This window comes from Corallococcus caeni, assembly GCF_036245865.1.
GTDB lineage: Bacteria > Myxococcota > Myxococcia > Myxococcales > Myxococcaceae > Corallococcus > Corallococcus caeni.
Window position 1 is genome coordinate 1,511,217 of sequence record NZ_BTTW01000002.1, and the last position, 18,933, is coordinate 1,530,149.

At 71.3% G+C, this 18,933-nt stretch carries 15 protein-coding genes; 5 read left to right on the forward strand and 10 right to left on the reverse strand.

Going from position 1 to position 18,933, the window contains the following annotated elements:
* Nucleotides 1-253: 253 nt before the first annotated feature.
* Nucleotides 254-1,525, forward strand: coding sequence for an endonuclease/exonuclease/phosphatase family protein (locus AABA78_RS14215; protein ID WP_338263560.1), 1,272 nt, complete (start codon nucleotides 254-256; stop codon nucleotides 1,523-1,525).
* A gap of 17 nt (nucleotides 1,526-1,542) precedes the next feature.
* On the opposite strand, the gene AABA78_RS14220 is transcribed toward AABA78_RS14215, so the two are convergent.
* Nucleotides 1,543-4,560 carry a non-ribosomal peptide synthetase gene (locus tag AABA78_RS14220; protein ID WP_338263562.1) on the reverse strand — a complete coding sequence of 1,006 codons (3,018 nt, stop codon included), beginning with the start codon at nucleotides 4,558-4,560 and terminating at the stop codon, nucleotides 1,543-1,545.
* A gap of 369 nt (nucleotides 4,561-4,929) precedes the next feature.
* Here AABA78_RS14220 and AABA78_RS14225 point away from each other — a divergent pair, with 369 nt between their 5' ends.
* Nucleotides 4,930-5,346: a hypothetical protein gene (locus AABA78_RS14225; protein WP_338263563.1), complete on the forward strand. Its 417-nt coding sequence runs from the start codon at nucleotides 4,930-4,932 to the stop codon at nucleotides 5,344-5,346.
* A gap of 9 nt (nucleotides 5,347-5,355) precedes the next feature.
* Here AABA78_RS14225 and AABA78_RS14230 read toward each other — a convergent pair whose 3' ends face one another.
* Nucleotides 5,356-6,330, reverse strand: coding sequence for an NADPH:quinone oxidoreductase family protein (locus tag AABA78_RS14230; RefSeq protein ID WP_338263564.1), 975 nt, complete (start codon nucleotides 6,328-6,330; stop codon nucleotides 5,356-5,358).
* 363 nt (nucleotides 6,331-6,693) lie between these two features.
* Between AABA78_RS14230 and AABA78_RS14235 the strand changes: the two genes are divergently transcribed.
* The gene (locus AABA78_RS14235) at nucleotides 6,694-8,952 is read left to right on the forward strand and encodes a M4 family metallopeptidase (RefSeq protein WP_338263565.1); all 2,259 of its coding nucleotides are present in this window, start codon (nucleotides 6,694-6,696) and stop codon (nucleotides 8,950-8,952) included.
* 118 nt (nucleotides 8,953-9,070) lie between these two features.
* On the opposite strand, the gene AABA78_RS14240 is transcribed toward AABA78_RS14235, so the two are convergent.
* The 4 genes from AABA78_RS14240 to AABA78_RS14255 form a co-directional block, all read right to left on the reverse strand.
* Nucleotides 9,071-10,351: a DUF418 domain-containing protein gene (locus AABA78_RS14240; protein ID WP_338263567.1), complete on the reverse strand. Its 1,281-nt coding sequence runs from the start codon at nucleotides 10,349-10,351 to the stop codon at nucleotides 9,071-9,073.
* A 65-nt stretch (nucleotides 10,352-10,416) separates the two neighbouring features.
* On the reverse strand, nucleotides 10,417-11,721 hold the full coding sequence (locus AABA78_RS14245) for a DUF418 domain-containing protein (RefSeq protein WP_338263570.1): 1,305 nt from the start codon (nucleotides 11,719-11,721) through the stop codon (nucleotides 10,417-10,419).
* Between the two features lie 85 nt (nucleotides 11,722-11,806).
* Nucleotides 11,807-12,646: a metallophosphoesterase family protein gene (locus AABA78_RS14250; RefSeq protein ID WP_171415425.1), complete on the reverse strand. Its 840-nt coding sequence runs from the start codon at nucleotides 12,644-12,646 to the stop codon at nucleotides 11,807-11,809.
* A 78-nt stretch (nucleotides 12,647-12,724) separates the two neighbouring features.
* Nucleotides 12,725-13,084, reverse strand: coding sequence for a response regulator (locus tag AABA78_RS14255; protein ID WP_171415427.1), 360 nt, complete (start codon nucleotides 13,082-13,084; stop codon nucleotides 12,725-12,727).
* A gap of 129 nt (nucleotides 13,085-13,213) precedes the next feature.
* Here AABA78_RS14255 and AABA78_RS14260 point away from each other — a divergent pair, with 129 nt between their 5' ends.
* Nucleotides 13,214-13,579 (forward strand): helix-turn-helix transcriptional regulator, encoded by a 366-nt coding sequence (locus AABA78_RS14260; protein WP_120528580.1) that lies wholly within the window; start codon nucleotides 13,214-13,216, stop codon nucleotides 13,577-13,579.
* Nucleotides 13,580-13,593: 14 nt separating this feature from the next.
* Here AABA78_RS14260 and AABA78_RS14265 read toward each other — a convergent pair whose 3' ends face one another.
* Both AABA78_RS14265 and AABA78_RS14270 read right to left on the reverse strand, forming a co-directional pair.
* On the reverse strand, nucleotides 13,594-14,808 hold the full coding sequence (locus tag AABA78_RS14265; protein ID WP_338263571.1) for a DUF790 family protein: 1,215 nt from the start codon (nucleotides 14,806-14,808) through the stop codon (nucleotides 13,594-13,596).
* Complete coding sequence (locus tag AABA78_RS14270) at nucleotides 14,795-16,198, reverse strand: DEAD/DEAH box helicase family protein (protein WP_171415436.1); 1,404 nt, start codon at nucleotides 16,196-16,198, stop codon at nucleotides 14,795-14,797. Before AABA78_RS14270 ends, AABA78_RS14265 begins: the two co-directional genes overlap by 14 nt.
* Nucleotides 16,199-16,490: 292 nt before the next feature.
* Here AABA78_RS14270 and AABA78_RS14275 point away from each other — a divergent pair, with 292 nt between their 5' ends.
* The gene (locus AABA78_RS14275) at nucleotides 16,491-16,901 is read left to right on the forward strand and encodes a response regulator (RefSeq protein WP_120552676.1); all 411 of its coding nucleotides are present in this window, start codon (nucleotides 16,491-16,493) and stop codon (nucleotides 16,899-16,901) included.
* 13 nt (nucleotides 16,902-16,914) lie between these two features.
* Here AABA78_RS14275 and AABA78_RS14280 read toward each other — a convergent pair whose 3' ends face one another.
* Together AABA78_RS14280 and AABA78_RS14285 are read right to left on the reverse strand one after the other, a co-directional pair.
* Complete coding sequence (locus AABA78_RS14280; RefSeq protein ID WP_338263572.1) at nucleotides 16,915-17,520, reverse strand: outer membrane beta-barrel protein; 606 nt, start codon at nucleotides 17,518-17,520, stop codon at nucleotides 16,915-16,917.
* Nucleotides 17,517-18,605, reverse strand: a complete 1,089-nt coding sequence (locus AABA78_RS14285) for a hypothetical protein (RefSeq protein WP_338263573.1) — start codon at nucleotides 18,603-18,605, stop codon at nucleotides 17,517-17,519. The genes AABA78_RS14280 and AABA78_RS14285 overlap by 4 nt, the downstream gene beginning before the upstream one ends.
* Between the last annotated feature and the right edge of the window lie 328 nt (nucleotides 18,606-18,933).

Genomic DNA, 18,933 nt, shown 5'->3' on the forward strand with positions numbered 1-18,933 from the left:
GGCGAATCCACACGGGCCGGATGTGCACCGTCCGACGCCCTCATTCATGCCCACCGCACGCAGGGCAGCCATCCAGCCGGCCGCCCGTCCCCTGCATGACGCTGGCGGACGTGGCCTGTCGCCACGAACTTGAGCGGAGGACTTCTGATGGAGGCTCGGTGGAATCAACAGCGCGACGGCATGACGCCCGACATCGCTTCCCCTTCGCTCATGTCACCCCGCGGGCCGGGCGCCCCAGCAAGGAGAGGGCGTCATGAAGATGCCCGAAGTGCTGGAGCATCTGCCCGCAGTGGGACACCTGCTCGGCCGCAAGCCGGGCGGGCAGGAGGACATCTTGCCCAGACGTGACCCCACCCTCACCCTGCCGGATTTTCATGCCGTGCCGCTGCCCGCCAGCGAGCGCCGGCTGGGAGACGGCCGCACCTTCATCGTGCACCACCCGTCGCCGCGCGCCCCCCGGGGACCGGGCCTCACGGTGATGAGCTACAACATCCTCATGGGCGGCGAGCGCCAGGAGGCGCTGCTGGAGTACTTCACCCAATTGGAGGCCCAGGACCGCATGCCGGACGTCATCGGCCTGCAGGAGGCGGGCGTCCCCATGGCGGTGCTGCTCGCGTCCCGCTTCGGCTTCCACCTGGCCTACCAGGGCAGCGACGGCGACGACGGCACGCGGCTGGTGAACGGCAAGGCGTGGCTCAGCCGCCATCCCATCGTGGACGCCGCGCACTTCACCTACGTCCTCACCGACGCCGAGCGCAATGAAGCCATCGCGCGCCAGGGCTACGCGGGCGAGCTGGTGGAGGACCGCGGCGTGCTCTGGTTGAAGCTGGAGGTGGAGGGCCACCCGCTCTACCTCTACAACCTGCACCACGCGCTGGGAGACCCGGCCATCAACGCGCTCAACCTGCGCCAGCTCAACGCGCTCCTGCACCGGCGCGAGGGCGTCCCCGCCGTCGTGCTGGGCGACTTCAACGCCAACACCGCCATCAAGCGCGGCGGCTCGTGGCTGGTGGCGCACCTGCTGCACCCGAAGCAGGACAACGACACGGACACCATCGAGGAGTTCCGGCTCCGCTACGGCGACGACATGCACAACGTCACCGTGGGCGACCGCGGCGTGGGCAACATCGCGGATCCGCGCCTGCGCCACGAACTGCACGTGCTGGAGCAGGACCTGCCGGAGACGGTGTGTCACGCGGCGACGGTGCGCGTGCGGCTGGCGGACCACTCGCTGACGACGCCGCACCACGCCCGCACGGAGCTGAGCTCCGGCCAGATTCCCAAGCACAGCCCCGCGTGGTGGCGGCTGCAGGACATCGCGGACTGCGCCACGCTCACCTCGCACCCGGACAGCCACGGCGTGGTGCACGCCACGGGCAAGCGCTTCGACAACTTCTACGCGACGCGCACGCTGGTCCCCGTCCTCTTCGAGGTGGACCGCTCCACCGAGTCCTCGGACCACCAGCCGGTGGTGGCCCACTACCGCTTCGCCGACGGACTGGCCAAGGCCCCGCCGCACCACTGACCTGCCGCGGCCACCGCTCAAGCGGCGATGGCCGCGCAGCGGTGGCGCGCGAACAGGTCCTTCACGTAGCGGCCCAGCAGGGCCGCGTCGATGTCCGGGCACTGGAGGTCCGTGCCCGCCAGCGCGGCGCGCGTGTGGTCGGTGCGCACGCGCGGCGTGCGGTGGTGCAGCTCCAGCACCGTGCGGGTGCCGTGGTAGACCTTCTCCCGCAGGAACGCGACCAGCGGGAAGAGGGCGTTGTCCGGCCCCACCCGTCCCAGCTCCCGCAGCCACACCGCCGGGGCCACGCGGCGCACCGGGTGCCCGTGCTCGCCCAGCATGTCGAAGAGGGCGTTGTGGGAAGGCTCCTGCTCGCGCTCCGGCGCCAGGTTGTACGTGCCGCCCGGGGCCTGGGTGAGGACCAGGTGCGCGGTGGCGCTGGCCACGTAGTCCACCGGCACCGGCAGCCAGTACTTGTCCGGCAGGTCCGGCGACATGCCCAGCTGCGCGTTGCCCACCAGCAGCCGGCACAGCATGTCGTCCGCGTTGCCAATGCCCGTGCGGCTGTGGCCCTGGATGAAGCCCGGCCGGTAGATGCTGACGGGCAGGCCGCTCTCGCGCGCGTCCACGGCGATGCGCTCCGCGACCCACTTGGCCCGCGTGTAGCCGTTCTCGTAGACCATCAGGTCCAGCGAGCGCTCCAGCGCGAAGTCCTCGTCCACCTCCTCCAGGCCCAGCAGCGTGCCCACCGCGCCGTGGACGCTGAGCGAGGACACGTGGTGCAGCGGCTTCGCGCGGCCGTGCGCGCAGAAGGCCAGCACCTGCTGCGTGCCGGCGACGTTGGGCCGCCCCGCGTCCGCGTACGGCAGGATGTAGCTGATGCTCGCGGCCGAGTGCACCACCGCGTCGCACTGGAGCGCGAGGGCGTCATGCACGGACGCCTCCATGCCCAGCCGCGTCCGGGTGATGTCGCCCGCCACCGCCTGGATGCGCCCGTCACGCCAGGGCAGGTGCACGCCGTACTTGCGCGCGGTGGCGCGAAGCCGCGCGCCGGCCTCCGCGTCGTCGCGGGCCCGCACGAGGCAGTGGATGCGCTCCACGCGCGGGGCCAGCGCCGCCAGCAGGTGGATGCCCAGGAAGCCCGTCGCCCCCGTGAGCAGCAGCGTGCGCGGCGGCTGCTTCACCAGCGCGGGCACCGCGAGCAGGGGCAGGGCCGCGGAGCGCGCGTCGGTGAGCAGCGTGGCGCGCACGCCCTGGGGGCCCGCTTCGGCGGGGGCCGCGCCGGCCTCGCAGAAGGGCAGCAGCAACTGGGGCGTGGGGTGCGAGTACACGCGCCGCGACGGCAGTGACACGCCGAAGTCCTCCTCCACCTGCGCCAGCACGTGCGCCACGCCCAGCGAGTCGCCGCCCGCCTGGAAGAAGTGCGTGGTGGGCGTGACGGTGCCCGGGGCCGCGCGCAGGCCCCGCTCGAAGGCGCGGCACAGCCGGTCGATGGGCGCGGCGGCCGTGTCGCGAGGCTCGGACGCCGCGGCGCGGGGCTCGGACGCGGTGGCGCCCACCCAGTCCGCGGGGGGCGGCAGGGCCTGCCGGTCCACCTTGCCCAGGTGGGGCATGAGCGGCAGGCGCGGCAGCGCCACGAAGCGGTGCGGCACCATGTAGTCCGGCAGCACGACGCCCAGGTGCGCGCGCAGCGCGTCCAGGTCCACCGTGTGGCCCTCCTGCACGCTGTGGTAGGCCACCAGCAGGCCCGTCGTCTGGCCCTGCGCGTCCGTGTGCTCGAAGACCGTCACCGCCGCCTGCGCGACGCCGGGGTACGCGTACAGCGCCTGTTCGATCGCCTCCAACTCGATGCGGAAGCCGCGCAGCTTCACCTGTTGATCCATCCGGCCCAGGAACACGAGCGCCCCGTCCGCCCGCCGCGCCGCCTCGTCGCCGGTGCGGTACCACCGGGCGCCGTCCGCGTCCGTGGGGAAGCGCTCCCGCGTGCGCTCGGGCTGGTTGCGGTAGCCCTCCGCCACGCCCTCGCCGCCAATCCACACCTCGCCCGTCGCGCCCTCCGCGACGTCCCTCCCGTCCGGCCCCACCACGCGCAGCCGTACGCCCGGCAGCGCCTGGCCGATGGGTACGGGGGACTCGCCGCCCTTCACCCGGTACGCCGTCGCGCAGACCGTCCCCTCCGTGGGCCCGTAGGCGTTGAAGACGCGGCGGCCGGACGCGTGCCACCGCTCCGCGAGCGGCGCCGGGCAGCGCTCGCCCGCCATCACCACGCACGCCACGTCCGGCAGCGTGTCCACGTGCGGCCCCAGCTGCCCCAGCACCGACGGCGGCAGGCACAGGTGCGTCACGCGCTGCTGGCGCAGGTACTCCGCCATGCGCCGGCCGGGCAGCAGGTCCTCGCGCGTGCCCTGCACCACGGCGCCGCCCGCGAACAGCGTGGGGAACACCTCCCACACCGACGCGTCGAAGTTGATGCTGGCGAACTGGAGGTGCCGCGTGTCCGGCCCCAGGCCCAGCAGCGGCGCCACGCCGCGCACCAGGTTCGAAAGCCCCCGGAAGGTGCACACCACGCCCTTGGGCTCACCGGTGCTGCCGGAGGTGTAGATGAGGTAGGCGGGCCGGTCCGGCGGCGCGTCGATGGCGTCCGGGACCTCCGCGTCCTCCGCTTCTTCCACTGCCGCCGCGTCCGCCTCCAGGAAGGGCAGCGGTGAGCCCAGCCATGTTTCCAAGAGCCCCACGGAGACGCGGTGCATGCGCTGGGTGACGACGCCGCGCAGGCCCGCGTCGCGCAGGATGCGCAGGAGCCGCTCGTCCGGGAGGAACGGATCCAACGGCACGTAGGCCGCCCCCGCCATCCAGATGCCCAGGATGGCCGGGATGACCTCCGGCCCGGGCACCACCATCAACCCCACGCGGTCCCCGGGCTGCACGTTCCACTCGGTGCGCAGCCGGCGAGCCACCCGGGACGCCCGGCGCAGCAGCTCCGGCTGTTTCAGCACCGTGGCTCCGAAGGCGATTTCCGCGGTCGGGGGAAGACGCAGCGTGGACGGGGGGGCCATGGTGCATTCCTTGGATGTAGTCACTCGCGCGGCGGGGGACTCGCGCGTGAAAAGTCTAAAGACTGGCAGCGCCCGCGCAATACGTGGGAACCACGCGGTGATACACGCTGAGTCTTGATTGCGACACACGGGCTCGGGTCATCCGCGCCCCCGTCTCTCCCCGAGGACGTCCGCACCCTGCGTGTGTCATTCCTGTCTGGATATATCTTTGGAACGACGCGGGCGCGTATCACCACGCCGGTGTGACGGTGTCTGTCTTTTTCCCGTGGGGGTGTGCCGCTGGTGGGTGCGACCTGATTCGTCGGGGTGGCGCCGCACCCCCTGGCGCGCTGGATGATTCAGGCGGGCTGGGCTGTAGTGGAGGACCGGATGCCTTCGCTACGACACGCCTTCCTGCTCAACGCCGTGCGCGAGCTTGGCCGCTCGGTGCCGGACATCGCCCGGACGCGGGCCTCGTGGGACGCGTGCCTGGAGCGGATCCGCGAGGCGTGCACCACGACGCTGGGCATGGAGTACGACACGCTCGCCCGCTTCGACGCGCGCTCCGTCGTCAGCCTCTTCACCCACCCGGAGCAGGCGCGCATCCTCGCCCGGCTGGTGGATGAGCGGGCCCGCCTGTGCGAGGCCCACGGCCGGTACGCGGACGCGCTGGCGGACAGCGTCTACGCGGGCCAGCTCCTCATGTGTTCGCGCGCCCGCTTCGGCCTGCCCCGGGACGCCCGCGCCGCGGACGTCCTGGAGCGCGAGGCGGGGACGCCCTCGCCCCTGCCTCCTTTAGAAGAGTGACGCGAGGCCTCAGCCCGCCTTCACCTTCAGGACGACCTTGCCCACGGCCTGGCGCGACTCCAGCTCGCGCAGCGCCTGTGCCCCCTCCTCGAAGGGGAAGACGCGCCCCACCACCGGGTTGACGACGCCGCGCGCCGCGAGCGCCTCCAGGTCCTTCGCGATGGCGCCCGTCACCTCTGGCGCCTGCATCAGGAAGGAGCCCCACGCCACGCCCACCACGGAGACGTTGCGCAGCAAGAGCCGGTTCACGGCCACGGACGGAATCTGGCCGCTGGCGAAGCCCACCACCAGAAGCCGTCCCTCCGGCGCCAGCACCTTGAGGCTCTTGTCGAAGACGTCGCCGCCCACGGGGTCCAACACCACGTCCGCGCCCCGGCCGTCCGTGGCCTCGCGCACGCCGGCCTGGAAGTCCTTCAAGAGGAGCACGCCGTCCGCGCCCGCGCGCCTCGCCACCTCCGCCTTGCGCTCGTCGCCCACCACCGCCAGCACGCGCGCCCCGGCGCCCTTCGCCACCTGCACGGCCGCGGTGCCCACGCCGCCCGCCGCGCCGTGCACGAGCACCGTCTCCCCCGCGCGCACCTGCCCGCGCCGGTGCAGCGCGAAGTGCGCCGTGTGGTAGTTCATCACCACGCCCGCCGCCTGCTCGAAGCTCCACGCCTCCGGAATGGGGAAGGCCAGCTCCGGCGCCACCACGCAGGCCTCCGCGAAGCCGCCCAGCGTGAAGGAGAAGCCCATCACCCGGTCGCCGGGCTTCACCCGCGCCCCCGCCGGCGCGGCGCGCACCACGCCCGCCACCTCCACCCCCGGCACGAAGGGCACCTCCGGCTTCAGCTGGTACTGGCCGTGGGTGAGCAGCAGATCCGGGAAGCTCACCCCGGCCGCCACCACATCAATGAGCACTCCGTCCCCGGCCTCCGGCTCCGGGACGTCCACCATCTCCAGGCCCTCCGGTCCCGTCAGCCGCTGAAGCTGCAATGCGCGCATGTGCGTCGCCTCCCTTCGGCGGGACGCTAGCCCGCCCGCCCCGCCCCAAGGGGGCCCCTCCGTGTCGCCGGTGACACGGGACCCACCCGGGTCGGGAATAAATGAGACGGCAATTTCTCCCCGTCGTTCACTCATTGCACGCATCCGCCGACAGGTGCTTCAACCATGAAGTAACCGCCTTACCGGTTTGAAGCATCCACCCCGTTTCCGCCGGGTTGCGTGAGTCCCTCCGTCATTTCAAGCAGTTGCGAGATAATCTCGAAGTCTGAGAAACGACGTAAAGGTAGAATTCTCGCCTGTACTTGAAATACGCGCCTCTCTTGTGGCACAGTGTTTTCTAATCTTTCCCCTTAGGAGGATTACATGTACGAGAAGCGAGTATTCGGCGCCCTGGGTGCCGCAGCCCTGTCCCTGATGGTTGGCGCTTGCACTGACGGCGCCCCGGCCTCGAACACGGAGGACGCGAACGTCCAGAAGGCTTCCGCCAACCTGGCGGCGGGCCAGAAGGTCATCGCGGCGGACTCCGACGCGGTCCCCACCTTCCTCACCGGTTCCTTTGGTTCCGTTCCCGCTCCCTCGGCCATCCAGGGCATCGCGGCCCAGCAGCAGCTGGCGCCGGTGCTCGCGGGCGTGGCTCCGCTGTTCCGCCTGGACCCGAACGACCTGTTCCTGAAGAAGGCCTACGTCGGCTTCGACGGTGACACCCACTTCCGTTACGGCGTGACCAAGAACGGCATCGTCGTGGACGGCGCCGAAGTCCGCCTGCACGCCCGCAACGGCTCCGTGTTCGCGGTGAACACCAACGCCCGTGGCGACCTGAAGGCGGAGGCCAAGGCCTCCATCGCGTCCGAGGCGGCCATCGCGGCGGCCATCGGTGATCGCGGCTCCCCGGAGCGCGCGTCCTCCAACGCGGAGCCCCAGCTGGTCTACCGCCGCTCGGGTGACGAGCTCATCCTGTCCTACGTGGTCCGCGTCCAGGGCGAGCTGAAGGACAGCACCCCGGTGGATGACTCCGTGTACGTGAACGCCAAGACGGGCGACGTCTTCGAGCGCGTTCCGCACATCCACTCGGCGAAGAACCGCCAGGTCAACGACATGCAGCACCGCACGAACGTCCCCACGGGCGGCGTGCGCGCCCGGTGGGAGGGTGACCCGGCCCACGCCGACGCGGTGGTGAACAACAACTACAACCACCTGGGCACGGTCTACGACTGCTACCAGAACCTGTTCGGCCGCGACTCCATCAACAACGCGGGCGCGACGCTGAAGAGCTTCGTCCACTACAGCAACAACTACGTCAACGCCTACTGGGACGGCACCCAGATGGTGTACGGCGATGGCGACGGCGTGAACGCCTCCAACCTGGCGAACTCGCTGGACGTGACGGCGCACGAGCTGACGCACGCCGTGACGGAGAACGAGTCCAACCTCACCTACTCCGGTGAGTCCGGCGGCCTCAACGAGTCCCTGTCCGACATCTTCGGCGCGGTCTGCGAGTGGTACGGCAAGGGCAAGGTCATCGACGACGGCACCTGGATCGTCGGCGACGACGTCTGGACCCCGAGCATCCCGGGTGACGGCCTGCGCTACATGAAGAACCCCACGCTGGACGGGGACTCGCTCGACTACTACCCGGACTACGGCTCGGGCGTGGACGTGCACTACAGCTCCGGTATCTCCAACCTGGCGTTCTACCTGATGTCCGAGGGTGGCACGCACCCGCGCGCCAAGACGACCCAGGTCGTCACGGGCATCGGCTTCGAGAAGGCCGCCCGCGTCTTCTACAAGATCAACGCCGACCTCCTGGTCGCGTCCTCGAACTTCGAGGCGGCCAAGACGGCCTCCGAGCAGGCCGCGACGCAGCTGGGCTTCACCGCGGCGGAGATCGCCTCGGTGGGCAACGCCTGGAAGGCCGTGGGCGTGGGCGTGCCCGTGCCTCCTCCGGTCACCACGCCGATCGAGAAGGGCGTGCCCGTGACGGGCATCTCCGGCACCTCCGGCAGCAAGGTGTACTACTCCGTGACGATCCCCGAGGGCGCCACGGACGTGACCTTCACGCTGTCCGGTGGCACGGGTGACGCGGACCTCTACGTCCGCAAGAACAACGCCCCGACGGACTCCCTGTACGACTGCCGTCCGTACAAGTCCGGCAACAGCGAGGTCTGCGCCTTCCCGACCTCCGGCCCCAAGGGCATCTGGTACGTGATGATCAAGGGCTTCACGTCCTACGCGAACACCAGCCTGTCCGTGACCTGGAAGGGTGGCTTCGTGGACATCGGCAACGAGACCCGCATCGAGAACCTCTCGGGCGTGCCGGGCTCCGCGCAGACCTTCATCATCGACGTGCCCGAGTTCAAGAAGGACTCCGGCATCAACACCCTGTCCGTCGCCCTGGGCGAGGGTGAGGGCAACGCGGACCTCTACGTCCGCGCCGCCGCCGCCCCGACGCAGTTCGAGTACAACTGCCGTGGCGTGAAGGAGAGCGCGACGGAGAGCTGCATCCTGCGCAACATCCCGGCGGGCAAGTACTACATCACCGTGTTCGGCGTGCCGAGCCTGGTGGACACCACGGTCAACGGCTACATCAAGACCGTGCTCGCGGCCTCCTACAAGGTCCCGTAGTGCCTGAAGGCGCGGGGCGCGGCGAAGGTGCCGCGCTCCGTTCCTGAGACCCCGGGCTCCCGCTTCCTCGCGGGACCCGGGGTTCTTTTTTTGTCCCGTCACGGCCAACGACGGCGCTTCAGTGCGCCATGCCCGCCGCGCGCGCGGGTGTCAGGCGCATGGACTGGACACGGCCGTAGGTGAGCGAGCGCCACAGCCACTCCACCGGGCCGAAGCGGAAGCGCGCCAGCCACCAGTGGCTGAAGGCGAGCTGCCCCGCGAAGAGGACCGCGCAGAAGAGCACCGTGCGCGACGGCGGCGTGCGGGCGATGAGCCCCAGGCCCCAGCCGTCGTACAGGCAGAGGCTCATCACGGACTGCATGAGGTAGCTGGTCAGCGCCATGCGGCCCGCGGGCTCGAACACGCCCAGCACCTTGCGCCAGCGCTCCCTCTGGAAGAGCAGCGCGAAGGCGGCCGCGTAGCCCGTGCCCATGAAGAGGTAGCCCACGTCGCGCGGGGTGCGCAGCCACGCCAGCCACCCCGGCGGGCTGGCCACGCCCCGGTAGACGAGGTTGAGCACCAGCACGAGCAGCCCGATGGTGGTGCCCACCCCCAGCCCCCAGGCCGCCAGCCGCCGCAGCAGCGGGCGGTGGCGCTCCACGTCCTGGATGAGCCCGCGGCGTCCGGCCCACAGGCCCAGCAGGAAGCGGCCCAGGACGATGGACAGCAGCAGCGGGCGGCTGGGGTTGTTCATCCCCGCCCAGCCGAAGCGCACGTTGGCCCACTGGGTGGTCAGCACGGAGTCGCTGGACAGGCCGGCGAGGAACTCCGCGCGGTGGGCCGCCTCCGCGTCCCGCGTGGCCTTCTGGGCGCGCTCCGCCTCCGCCGCGCCGTGGAGCACCGCCGGGAGCACCCGCTGTCCGACGGTGAAGGTGATGGGAAACGCGAACAGGAGCACCGCTGCCCAGCGGAGCACCGCCTTGTCGGAGCACTTGCGGAACGGCAGCAGCATGAAGCCCACCACCGCGTACGTGGCGAGGATGTCCCCCACCCACACCCCGAACATGTGGACCAGGCCGATGCCCAGCAGCACGGCCAGCCGGCGCCGGTACACCGGCACGATGGACACCCCTCGTCCTTCCGCGCGCGTCAGCTGCAGCGCGAACCCCAGCCCGAAGAGGAAGGTGAAGAGGGTGACGAACTTCTGGTCGATGAGCAGGCCGAAGAGCGAGTTGACCGCGACGTCCAGCGGGGCGGCCCCCAGCGCCAGGGACTGCTCGCGCGGAAGGAGTATCCGGCCGTTGAACGAGGTCAGGCTGTTGGAGATGAAGACGCCCACCAGCGCGAAGCCGCGCAGGGCGTCCAGGGCGTGGACGCGCTCGGAGTGCTCGGTGGGACCTGCGGAGGGTGTTTCTGACATGCCGCGGACTACACGCTGGCGCCCTTGGCAGCGTCAAACGCGCCCCCTGTCCGGACCGCGGGCTTTCAGTGCGCCGCGGGCGCCTGGCTGGCGGGGGGGAGGCGCATGGGCTGGGCGCGGCCATAGGTGAGTGAGCGCCACAGCCACTCCACCGGACCGAAGCGGAAGCGCGCCAGCCACCAGTGGCTGAAGGCGACCTGCGCCGCGAAGACGCCCAGGCACAGCAGCACCGTGCGCGACGGCGGCGTCTGGCCCACGAGCCCCAGCCCCCAGCCGTCGTACAGCCACACGCTCACCGCGGACTGCAGGAGGTAGAGCGTCAGCGCCATGCGCCCCACGGGCGTGAGCACGCCCAGCACCTTGCGCCAGCGCTCCTTCTGGAAGAGCAGCGCGAAGGCGGCTGCGTAGCCCGTGCCCATGAAGAGGTAGCCCACCTCCCGCAGGGTGCGCATGCCCACCATCCACGCCGGCGGGCTGAGCAGCCCCAGGGGCCCGCCGCCGGGAGCATTCCGGTACATCAGGTTGAGCACCAGCGACAGGGTGGCGACGGCGCTGCCCACGGCCAGCCCCCACGCCATCACCCGGACGAGCAGCTTGCGGTGGCGCTCCACCTCCTCCAGCACCCGGTGGCGCCCGGCCCACAGGCCCAGCAGGAAGCGGCCCAGGATGATGCACAGCCAGATGGGGCGGCCCGGGTTGGGCAGGTTCTGCCAGGCGAAGACGGCGTTGGCCTGCTGCGACGCCACCACCGAGTGGCTGGACAGGCCGGTGAAGAACGCCGTGCGGTGCGCGGCCTCCACCTCGCGCGTGGCCTTGGCGGCGGCCTCCGCGGCCTCCTTGCCGTGCAACAGCTCCGGGCCGTAGCGCTGCGCGATGGACAGCGTGAGCGGCAGCACCACGAAGAGCACCGCCACCCAGGTGAGCACCGTCTTGTCGGAGCGCTTGCGGAACAGGAGCAGCACGAAGCCCACCAGCGCGTAGGTGCTGAGGATGTCCCCCACCCACAGCGCGAACATGTGCACCAGGCCCAGGCCCAGCAGCACCAGCAACCGGCGCCGGTACACCGGCACGATGGACGCGCCCCTTCCTTCCGCGCGCGTCATCTGCAGCGCGAAGCCCATGCCGAAGAGGAGGGAGAAGAGGGTGATGAACTTCTGGTCCACGAAGAAGGCGTAGAGCGAGTTGACCACCGTCTCCAGGGTGGACGCCGTCAGCGCCTTCGCCTGTTCGCGCGGCAGCAAGGAACGGCCGCTGAACCAGCTCAGGCTGTTGGAGACGAAGACACCCAGCAGTGCGAAGCCGCGCAGGGCGTCCAGCAGGTGCACGCGCTCGGAGGCTTCGACGGGACCGACGGAGGAGGGCTCGGGCATGGGGCGCCACTACACGCCCGCGTGCTCCGCACCGTCAAACGCCCGCGGTGGGACGCGGCCCGCATTGCGCCCGTGACTCGCGACGTCACAGCGGCGGGATGGATTTCTCCGGACCGGGCAGAACCTCGCGCAGGCAGCGCTCCAGGCCGCCCCGGTGGCGCCACTGCATGGGGTAGCCCAGGGAGACCTCCTCGAAGCGCACGCCGTCGCGCCACAGCGTGGAGGGCATGTGCAGGTGCCCCGTCACCACCACCTCCGCGCGGTAGCGCGTGTGCCAGTCCTCCGTGAGGCGCGTGCCGCACCAGATGGAGAAGCGCGGGATGCGCGGCAGGCGCACGTGTTCGTAGCGCAGCGGGTAGTGGTTGATGAGGATGGTGGAGCACCCGGGCGGCAGCCGCTCCAGCCGCGCGCGGGTGCGCTCCACGCGCGCGTGGCACCAGGCCTGACGGGTGGGGTACGGCTCCGGGTGGAGCAGCACCTCGTCCGTGCACATCAGGTCGTCCTCCCAGGCCCACTCCAGCGCCTTGTCCGCGGGCACGGTGTCCGGGCGGAAGGTGTAGTCGTAGCCCAGGAACATGGGGACGACGACGCGGTGCGGGCCCTCGCCCGGCCAGCGCGGATACGGGTCCTCCGGCGTGAGCGCGCCGTAGCGGTGGCACAGGTCCACCATGCGCAGGTAGCGCGCCTCGCCCTTCAGCGGCGGCTGTTCGGAGGGCATGGTCCACAGCTCGTGGTTGCCCGGTACCCAGACGACCTGGCGGAAGCGCGCGGTGAGCGTGCGCAGCATCAGTTCCATGTCCGCGAGCGTCTCGCCCACGTCTCCGCCGACGATGAGCCAGTCGTCCGGGCGCGGCGCGAGTGCCGCCAGCGCCTCGTGGTTCTCCTTGTGCCGCAGGTGCAGGTCGCTGATGGCGTAGAGCTTCATGGCGTGCGTGGGGAAGGCCCTACCTTAACGCGCACGGCCGCGCACGCCATGGGAACAGCCGGCCGTCAGCCCCGGCCGTCAACCCAACGACGCCAGGAGCGCCAGCACCTGCTGCGGCGGCGCGGCGCGGTCCATCCAGGTGATGCCCTTCTCCCGCAGCCCGCGCGACGGCGGCTGCGAGGTGTGCAGCGCGCAGGCGGCGCGCGGATGCCGGGCGCGCACGCACGTGAGCAGGCACAGCCCGTCGCCATCCGGCAGGCCCTGGCCGCTCACCACCACGGACGGCGGCGCTTCCCCCATCAGCCGCTCCGCTTCGCGCACGCCCTGGGCGAAGCGCTTGTCGCCGGGCAGATACCTGGCCAGCCGCCGCAGCGCCGCGAGCGCGCGTGGATCCGCGTCCACGAACAGGAAGCTGGGAGGGTTGGAGGGCTCTCGCATGAAGGCAGTGGGTGGTGCGGACAGGCTTGACGCAAGAGGTTGTGTCGCGAAAAGCCTACCCCGGAAGTTCTTGGAAGCCAACCTCTCAAGTCATATCGACATGGGCGAACCCGGTAGGTTAACGACCCCATGGAAAAGACCCTCGCATCCCGGCTCGGAGGTGCGGCCCGCGTCGCCCGCACCCGCCTGAACCTGACCCAGGCGGACGTGGCGGAGCGCATTGGCATCGCGAGTGAAGTCTATGGGCGTCTGGAGCGCGGGCACATGCTGCCCAGCATCCAGACCTTCCGTCGGTTGTGCGTGGTGCTGTCCATCTCCGCGGACGAGGCGTTGGGTCTGAAGCCGTCGCAGGACGTGAAGTGGGCCGCGGAGCCTCCGTCCGACTACGGCGAGTCCGCGGAATTGCGCCGGCTGTTGCGCCGCGCGAAGCAGCTGGACCGGGGCTCCATCCGCATCCTCAGCGTGCTGGCCTCGCAGTTCAAACCGCGCAGCTGAAGGCGCTCCGGCGCTCATCCGGCCTCCGCCGCGCCGTCCCAGCGCGACAGCCGCTCCCGCAGCTTCCGGACGGAGGGAAAGCCGTTGAAGAGCACCACCTGCGGGTGATCCTCCAGCACCTGCCGCTCCGCCGCCTCCTTCGCCAGCGCGCGGTCCACGCCCAGCAGCAGCCCCGGGTCGGGGCGCGCGCGCAGCTCCGCCAGCCGACGTGACAGCGGCGCCGCGTGCCACGGGTGGAACAGCTCCAGCGCGACCTGCTGGCCCGTCTTCTTGTGGCGGAAGGTGAGGTCGGGCACGCACAGGCCGGCGGCGCCGGTGTGGCGGGGCAGGGGCGTCAGGTCCAGCCCCCAGGCGTCATCCTCGAAGCCCTCCGCCAGCGCGGCCACCTCCGGGGGCACGTGCCCCAGCGCGGCGGGCAGCGGGGACACCAGCGGATCCTCGTGGGAGAGCTGGAGCGTGGACTTCTTGCGCGCGTCCTCCAGCACCGCGGACAGCTCCCAGCGCTCCAGGACGGGGACCACGGAGAGGAAGCTCGCCAGCTGCAGGCCGTACTTCTTCTGCAGGGACAGCATCGCGCCGGGGCCCTCGACCTCCAGGGACCAGTCCTCGCCGTCGCGCCGGACCTCCGCCACCAGGCGGCAGAACTTCAGCCAGCGCAAGAGCTTGCGCACGCGCAGGAGCTCCGGCGACCGGGCGCGCAGGGTGAGGCGCCGGGCGTTGAGCAGCGGCCCCTGCGCGAGCGCCAGGTTGTAGCGGTCCAGCAGGCCCTGTGGCGTGAGCGCCTCCCCGTCCCAGCCGAGCAGCTTCCGGTTGCCGGGCAGGTCCGAGTACAGCGCCTCGCGGGTGTCGGGGAGCGGTGCGCCCAGGGCCTCCGTGAGGCGCGCTTCGTAGGCCTCCAGGGTCGTGTCCGGAGTGAGGGTCCGCAGCACCTTCGCGCCCACCAGCAGCGTGCGCCAGCGCGCCTCCGTGGCGCCTTCACCGGCCTCGTCGAAGAGGAGCCGGTCGAGCAGCAGCTTCACCAGCCCGCGCGCGACCTTGGGGCGGCTGAACGCGCCGGCCTTGAGGCTGAAGGACTCCTCCACGTCGTCGCGGCTCTGGCCGCGAAAGGCCTCCGCGTCCGCGAGCAGCTCCTTCGCGAGCGCCTGGAGGGACGGGTCGTGCGTCTTCACGAAGGACGGACGCAGGATGCCTTCGCGCACGCGCGAGGCGAGCAGCTCACGCGTCAGCATCGGGAGGGCCCTCCGGTTCCTGGTAGGCGCGGTGCTGTCTGCGCCGCTCGCTGATGCCGCTCTCCGCCGTCTGCGCGGAGCAGACCTCGTACAAGAGGGCGCGCTTGCCGGGGCGCTTTCGCAGGATGCGGCCCAGGCGCTGGACGTGTTCGCGCACGCTGCCGCTGCCGCTGAGCACCACGCCCACGCGGGCCTCGGGCACGTCCACGCCCTCGTTGAGCACCCGGGAGGTGAGCAGCACCGGCAGCTCCGCGCTGGCGAACGCGGCCAGCAGCGCCTTGCGCTCCGGCAGCGGCGTGTGGTGCGTGAGCGCGGGCAGCAGCAGCTTGCGCGCCAGCGTGTAGACCGTCTCGTTGTCGTCCGTGAAGACGATGACGCGGTCCTCGCGGTGCTCCAGCAATATCTTCCAGAGCGCGTCCAGCTTGCCGCTGGAGGTGAGCGCGATGCGGCGCTGCTCCCGGTAGCCCCGGTACGCCGCGCGCCCCTCGTCGCTGCGCTGGCTCTGCGCCAGGAAGCGCGCCCAGCCTTCGGGTGACGCGAGCGGCACGCCCAGCCTCCTCACGAACGTGAGGTAGCGGCCTCGCGCCTCGTCGTAGCGCGTCTTCTCGTCGGGCGTCAGCGGCACCTCGATGCGGCGGACCTCGTAGGGGGCCAGGTATTGCCCTTGGAGCTCGTCGATGCCCGTGCGGTGCACCAGCGGGCCCAGGAGTTCCTCGCACACGCGCTCGCCGCCGTCCGCGCGCTCCAGCGTCGCGGTGAGCCCCAGCCGGTAGGGCGCGAGCGTCCCCTCCGCGATGAAGCGGTAGCTGGGCGCGGGCAGGTGGTGGCACTCGTCGCAGATGAGCAGGCCGAAGCGGTTGCCCGTGAACTCCATCTGCATGGCCGCGGAGTCGTACGTCGTCACCGTGAGCGTCTGGCGGTCGTTGACGCCGCCGCCCACCATGCCCACCGGGCCGGAGAAGTGCTTCGCGAGCACGCCCTGCCACTGCGCCATCAAGTCCAGCGTGGGCACCACCACCAGCGTGGGCCGCTTCACCCACGCGATGGCCAGCACCGCCAGCAGCGTCTTGCCCGCGCCCGTGGGCAGCTCCACCAGCCCCCGGCCCCCCGCGCGCGTCCAGGCCTCCAGCGCCGCGCGCTGATGCGGGAACGGCTCGATGGGGACGGTGAGGGGCAGCTCCACCGGCTCGAAGCGCTTGGCCCGGTCCTCGTAGGGCAGCCCGCATTCGCGCAGGCGCAGGACGACGTCGCGGTAGTGCAGCGCGGGCGCGCGGAAGACGCCCGTGCGCCCGTCCTTCTGGAAGAGCGCGTGCAGGCGCGCGTCGTCGGGCAGCGTCGGGGCCACCAGCGTGCCGCTGTCGTAGTGCAGCTCGGTGGCGGGGGAGGGCAGGGGCTCGATGGCGGACGCTCGGGACTCGGGGAGCCGACGTGGGGGGAGACTCGCGCGGGGAGGGAAGTAGCGGGTTGGAAGGCGCTCCGCCACTGTGGCCCGCACGGCGGGAAGAAGCCACGGGCGCGAACGATTGGCTGCCTGGAGGCACTGCGTGCCTTCTGGACGCGGGATGGATTGCTTTGAGGGGGGGCCGGGCGTTACCTGCTCACCCCATGGCCTGGACCTGCCCCGCCGCTGCTCGCCGTGTTCCGCCCGCCGGCTGGAGGCCCGTGTCCTTCCGGGCATCGCGCTGATGCGGGTCCTGGTCGTCAGCCCGCATCCGGCGTCCCGCGCGCTGCTCAGCCGCTTCCTGGACGCGGAGCCGGACGTGGAGGTGTCCGCCACGGGCGAGCCCGATGACGCCTTCGCCTCCATCAAGGAGAACAAGCCCGCGCTGGTGGTGGTGGACCTGCGCCGCCCGGACGAGGACCACCCGCTGTTCCTGGGGCTCTTGCGCAAGCGGCATCCGTCGCTGCCGGTCATCTCGCTGGTGCCCGGCCGGCTGCGCATCTTCGACGGCCGCTCCGAGCGCGTGCGCGAAGCCCATGGCGACACCGCGGAGGCGCTGCACCACCTGATGGGCTCCGTGCTCCAGGCCACGCGCGACCTCTTGGCCCAGCACCTGCTGCGGATGTTGCGCCCGCCGGTGGGCCGGGCCTGAGGCGCTGCCGTGATTACAGGCGCAGCCGGTAGCCCACGGCTACGAGCACCGCGCCCGCGTTCACGTCGCCGGTGGTGAGGAAGTCCACCGGGGCGAAGTGGTATTTCGCCTCCAGGAAGGCGCCGCCCGGACCCAGCGGCAGCTCCGCGCCCGCGAGCGCCTGGAACCCCAGCCCGCCGCCGCTCTCCGACGCGGTGCTGTCGAACGATTCCACCGTCGCGCGGTGCAGGTACAGGCCGGGGCCCGCGCCCACGTAGGGCGTGAGCGGCCCGAGCGCGCGCGGGAAGCGGAACACGGCGGACAGCTGGATGGCCACCTCGCGCTCGGCGAGCGTGTACGGCGACTCAATCGGCTGACCCAGGTTGTCCAGCTGGGGCCCGCGCAGCGTCCCCGACGTCGAGGGCCGGTGGTAGTTCACCTCCAGCACCAGCGCGAGGCGCCGCTGGAGCAGGGGCGTGAGGTAGCCCACCTCGCCGCCCAGGAAGAGGTCGCCGCCGAGCGACGTGACGGGCTTGATGAAGCCCACCTTGGGCGCGATGAAGATGGGACCTCCGTTGTCCTTCTTGGAGGAGGGAGCGGCGGCCAGCGCCGCGACCGCGAGCAGGGCGAGGGCGTTCATGGGGAGACGGTGAAGCCGGAGGACGCGGGGATGGTTCCGAAGGCGCCGCTGGGGTCCGCGACGATGAGCCCGTAGGTGCCGGGCACGATGCCGCCGGGACACGTGGGACCCGTGACGGGCGGCGTGTCGAAGCCGGAGCAACTGGGCACGGTGGCCTTGAGCTGCGTCGCGGAGACGTAGGTCACGTCGTACAGCGGGATGTTCACCGTCTGGCCGGGATCCGTCTTCACGGGCGCGACGAGGTACACGTCGTGGTCGCCGGGCGTGAAGGGCGCCGAGCCGCTGGACGCGGGGTTGGTCAGGGTGATGGTCGTGTCACTGGTGGCGGGCCCGCTGCGGGGCGCCACGGTGAGGGTCCCCAGCCGCGGATAGGCGACGGTGAGGGCCTGGGGCCGGGTGGTGGCGCAGCCCTCGGGGTTGGTGAGGGTGAGCGCGTAGGTGCCCTCCGGCGTCGCGGGGGGCACCTCGGCTTCGATGCGCGTGTCGGAGACGACGGTGAGGGTGAAGAGGGGCCGGTCCTCTTCGCCTTCGCGCTGAAGGACGATGAGCGGCAGCGCGTCCGCGCGGAAGCCGCTGCCTTCGATGACGAGGGGGCTGCCGGCGCTGTAGTGGAAGCCCTGGGGCGCGGTGATGTTCGTGATGACCGGCGGCGGCACGACGCGCAGGCCGTCCTCGAGTTCGGAAGTTCCGCCGAGGGGGTTCGTCACGGCGACGGTATAGGCGCCGGGGGGCAGCACGTTCGATGGGGTGCTGTCGCGGGTGGGCAGGTCCATCCGCATGAGCTCGGTGCGCGCGAAGAAGAGGTGGTCGGCGGGGAGCGTGTAGTCGCTCGGGCCGCTCAGCGAGACCTGGGGTAGCTCCACGGAGGGCGTGTCGGTGAGCGCGTCGCGGGGCACGGGGGTGAAGCGGCTGCCGATGAGCTCCAGGCGCCATCCCGCCGAACCGCCTCCGGCGTTGCAGACGCGCGCGGGGGTGACGAGCCGCTGCAGCGGATTGATGAGGCCCTCGAGCTTCGGGGTGGTGCCTTCGGTCGATTCAGAGCAGGCGACCAGGCTGAGCAGTGCGGCGGCGACCGGAAGGCGCACGGGTTCCTCCATCATCCCGTCAACAAGGCTGTCACACGTTAGGCCGACGCCCGGAAGGGTCAGGAGTTTTTTCCGGCTCCGCGCCCACAGCCGTGCCCGTTCCGCCAGGTCGGATGAATCAAGTTGCTGATATTGCAGGGGAATATCCCGGCGAGAGGCGTCGGCACGGCGAATGCTAATGCTCCCCGGCAGCAGGGACGGGCAGCACGGCGGGGGGGACGGAGTCGGTGGGGGGGAAGCCGCACTGCTTCAGGGGGAACAGGGCGGGACGGGGTAGCACGCAGGACGGGGCAGGGCGGGACGGGGCAGCAAGGGCGGGACGGGGTGG

What these genes read in the sequence shown, in the direction of transcription:
- AABA78_RS14250 (WP_171415425.1), bottom strand. Translation starts at nt 12,646, where the DNA reads ATGAAGCTCTACGCCATCAGCGACCTGCACCTGCGGCACAAGGAGAAC.
- AABA78_RS14215 (WP_338263560.1), top strand. Translation starts at nt 254, where the DNA reads ATGAAGATGCCCGAAGTGCTGGAGCATCTGCCCGCAGTGGGACACCTG.
- AABA78_RS14245 (WP_338263570.1), bottom strand. Translation starts at nt 11,721, where the DNA reads ATGCCCGAGCCCTCCTCCGTCGGTCCCGTCGAAGCCTCCGAGCGCGTG.
- AABA78_RS14265 (WP_338263571.1), bottom strand. Translation starts at nt 14,808, where the DNA reads ATGCTGACGCGTGAGCTGCTCGCCTCGCGCGTGCGCGAAGGCATCCTG.
- AABA78_RS14225 (WP_338263563.1), top strand. Translation starts at nt 4,930, where the DNA reads ATGCCTTCGCTACGACACGCCTTCCTGCTCAACGCCGTGCGCGAGCTT.
- AABA78_RS14235 (WP_338263565.1), top strand. Translation starts at nt 6,694, where the DNA reads ATGTACGAGAAGCGAGTATTCGGCGCCCTGGGTGCCGCAGCCCTGTCC.
- AABA78_RS14280 (WP_338263572.1), bottom strand. Translation starts at nt 17,520, where the DNA reads ATGAACGCCCTCGCCCTGCTCGCGGTCGCGGCGCTGGCCGCCGCTCCC.
- AABA78_RS14255 (WP_171415427.1), bottom strand. Translation starts at nt 13,084, where the DNA reads ATGCGAGAGCCCTCCAACCCTCCCAGCTTCCTGTTCGTGGACGCGGAT.
- AABA78_RS14260 (WP_120528580.1), top strand. Translation starts at nt 13,214, where the DNA reads ATGGAAAAGACCCTCGCATCCCGGCTCGGAGGTGCGGCCCGCGTCGCC.
- AABA78_RS14220 (WP_338263562.1), bottom strand. Translation starts at nt 4,560, where the DNA reads ATGGCCCCCCCGTCCACGCTGCGTCTTCCCCCGACCGCGGAAATCGCC.
- AABA78_RS14240 (WP_338263567.1), bottom strand. Translation starts at nt 10,351, where the DNA reads ATGTCAGAAACACCCTCCGCAGGTCCCACCGAGCACTCCGAGCGCGTC.
- AABA78_RS14230 (WP_338263564.1), bottom strand. Translation starts at nt 6,330, where the DNA reads ATGCGCGCATTGCAGCTTCAGCGGCTGACGGGACCGGAGGGCCTGGAG.